This is a genomic window from Agathobaculum faecis, from assembly GCF_014287995.1.
Taxonomy (GTDB): Bacteria; Bacillota; Clostridia; order Oscillospirales; family Butyricicoccaceae; genus Agathobaculum; species Agathobaculum ammoniilyticum.
In genome coordinates this window covers 1-1,858 of the sequence record NZ_JACOPL010000053.1, presented here as the reverse complement: position 1 = coordinate 1,858, position 1,858 = coordinate 1, and the positions used below count along the sequence as shown (strand labels likewise).

At 57.3% G+C, this 1,858-nt stretch carries 3 protein-coding genes; 1 reads left to right on the top strand and 2 read right to left on the bottom strand.

Annotated elements, in window-relative coordinates; all coding sequences use genetic code 11:
- Positions 1–281 precede the first annotated feature (281 nt).
- Positions 282–488 (top strand): hypothetical protein, encoded by a 207-nt coding sequence (locus H8S45_RS15700; RefSeq protein ID WP_054328595.1) that lies wholly within the window; start codon positions 282–284, stop codon positions 486–488.
- Positions 489–525: 37 nt separating this feature from the next.
- Here the strand turns inward: H8S45_RS15700 and H8S45_RS15695 are convergent, their stop codons facing one another.
- Both H8S45_RS15695 and H8S45_RS15690 read right to left on the bottom strand, forming a co-directional pair.
- A complete protein-coding gene (locus H8S45_RS15695; protein WP_153802412.1) occupies positions 526–690 on the bottom strand; it encodes a hypothetical protein in 165 nt (54 codons plus the stop codon).
- A 157-nt stretch (positions 691–847) separates the two neighbouring features.
- Positions 848–1,666 carry a sugar phosphate isomerase/epimerase family protein gene (locus H8S45_RS15690; protein WP_054328594.1) on the bottom strand — a complete coding sequence of 273 codons (819 nt, stop codon included), beginning with the start codon at positions 1,664–1,666 and terminating at the stop codon, positions 848–850.
- Between the last annotated feature and the right edge of the window lie 192 nt (positions 1,667–1,858).

Here is a 1,858-nt window from a genome sequence, read left to right as displayed (position 1 = left end):
TCAAACCAGTAGTCCACGAACGCGCGCAGAAAATTCCCCTCGCCAAACTGCAGAATCTTCTCCGGCGCTTCCTCCAGAATATATCCCTTGTATCCGCTCGCTTTTATTCTTTTGTAATTCAGTTCTTCCATCGCCAGGTCTCCTTTCCTATCCGTCCTGTTCTTATCGTAAAACACCGGCGGCGTTCTGTCAATTTCCGTATTCCCTCTGCCTGTATTTTTCACCCGCCGCAGCAAAGCTGCATACGTTGACATTGAACACGATTGCAAGAGGTGATTTTCATGACCATGTGCGCTACCGTGCTTTGTGTGCAGAGCGGTTCACTTTTGGTATGCGACCACTGCACCCGCCAGCAGGTCGTCGTACACACTGCCGGCACAAGCTGTTTTCGGGCGGGCGACCGCGCCTGCATCCGCTACAACGGCACCATGACAAACAGCATTCCTCCGCAGATTTCAGCGCAGCATATCTGCCGTATCTGCCATTGATAAAGCAAACACCGCTCCTGCACGGAGCGGTGTTTTTCTATTCTACCCATTCCGCCGGCGCCGCGTACAGCGTTTTATCCTCCCCGCGCAAAACGCGGTATCTTTCGCCGTCCGCAGCAACGGTCCCAACAAACGTACAGCCCGGCGGCGGCGCATCGGTCACCTGCGCCGCCCCATGACTGCACATCAAAAACCGTCTCATCAGGCTCCCTCCTTCTTCGGTAGGTTGCCCGCGCGGCGGCGCCTTATCCGCGCCCCTGTCCAGAGCGCTGTATGGCAAAGGTAACGGGGAACCGCCCGGCTCCTGTTCGATGCATCCGTTCCGTCCGGCTTCCCCGCAGCCGCCCTTTCCTCGCTTTTTATTCCCGCATCATTGCGGATACCGCCTCAATCCAGCCGCGCGCGGCCGCTTCCTTTGTCGGCTTGGGCAGGATCTCCGCGCTCAGCACGCCTTGATAGTCGCATTCCTGCAGCTTGCGCAGAATGCCCGCCATATCCGTGTGTCCCGCGCCGGGATACCAGCGGTTAGAGTCGGAAAAATGTACATACCGGATCTCCGGACTGCATGCCTCGATCGAGGCCATCATATCCGACTCCTCGATGTTCATATGGAACGTGTCGATCAGAATACCCGTGTTCGTCAGGGAATGGCTACGGATGAAATGCGAGATCTCCCCCATCGTACACAGGAAATTGTTTTCATACCGGTTGATCGGCTCAAAGACAATATCCACGCCCGCTTTTGCCGCCGCGTGATCCAGATACTCCATGGAAACCGCCAGACGGTCCAGCGCGGCCGGCAACTCTTCCGCCGTGGCTACGTTACCGCGCATGCAGCCGATGATTACGGTTGCATGCAACCGCCCTGCCAGTTCGAGGAAAGCTTCCAGCCGCTGCACAGCCGCCCGCCGGCGCGCCTCATCCGGATCCGTGATGGACAGGCCATGGTTGACGTAAGCGCGTCCCGTCCCGATCGCGGTCAGGCGCATGGAATTTTCCGCAAGCGCCTGCTCGAGCGTAGGCAGGTCGACATCGGCCGGATCCGCGATGTGCAGCTCAACACCGTCGTACCCCAGCTCGCGCGCTTTCGCAACCCCCTGCGCGAAATCCCCCTCGTAAACAAACGGCGCGCTTCCTATAATCTGATCGACCATTGTCATGGATGTGATAAACTTCATTTAAGACACCTCTTTTAGTATCCAGTTATGGCAAAGGCCGCCCATAAGGGCGGGCCTTTACCCGACGTAAGAAAGAAAAAAGAAGAAAAGAGAAAGGGTCAATCAATAAAGAGGCCGCGTCTGGGGAGCTCATGCACGCTCTTCCAGCCGTCGCTGAGGGGCTCGCGGAGGCAGGGCTCGATCTCCTCGTAA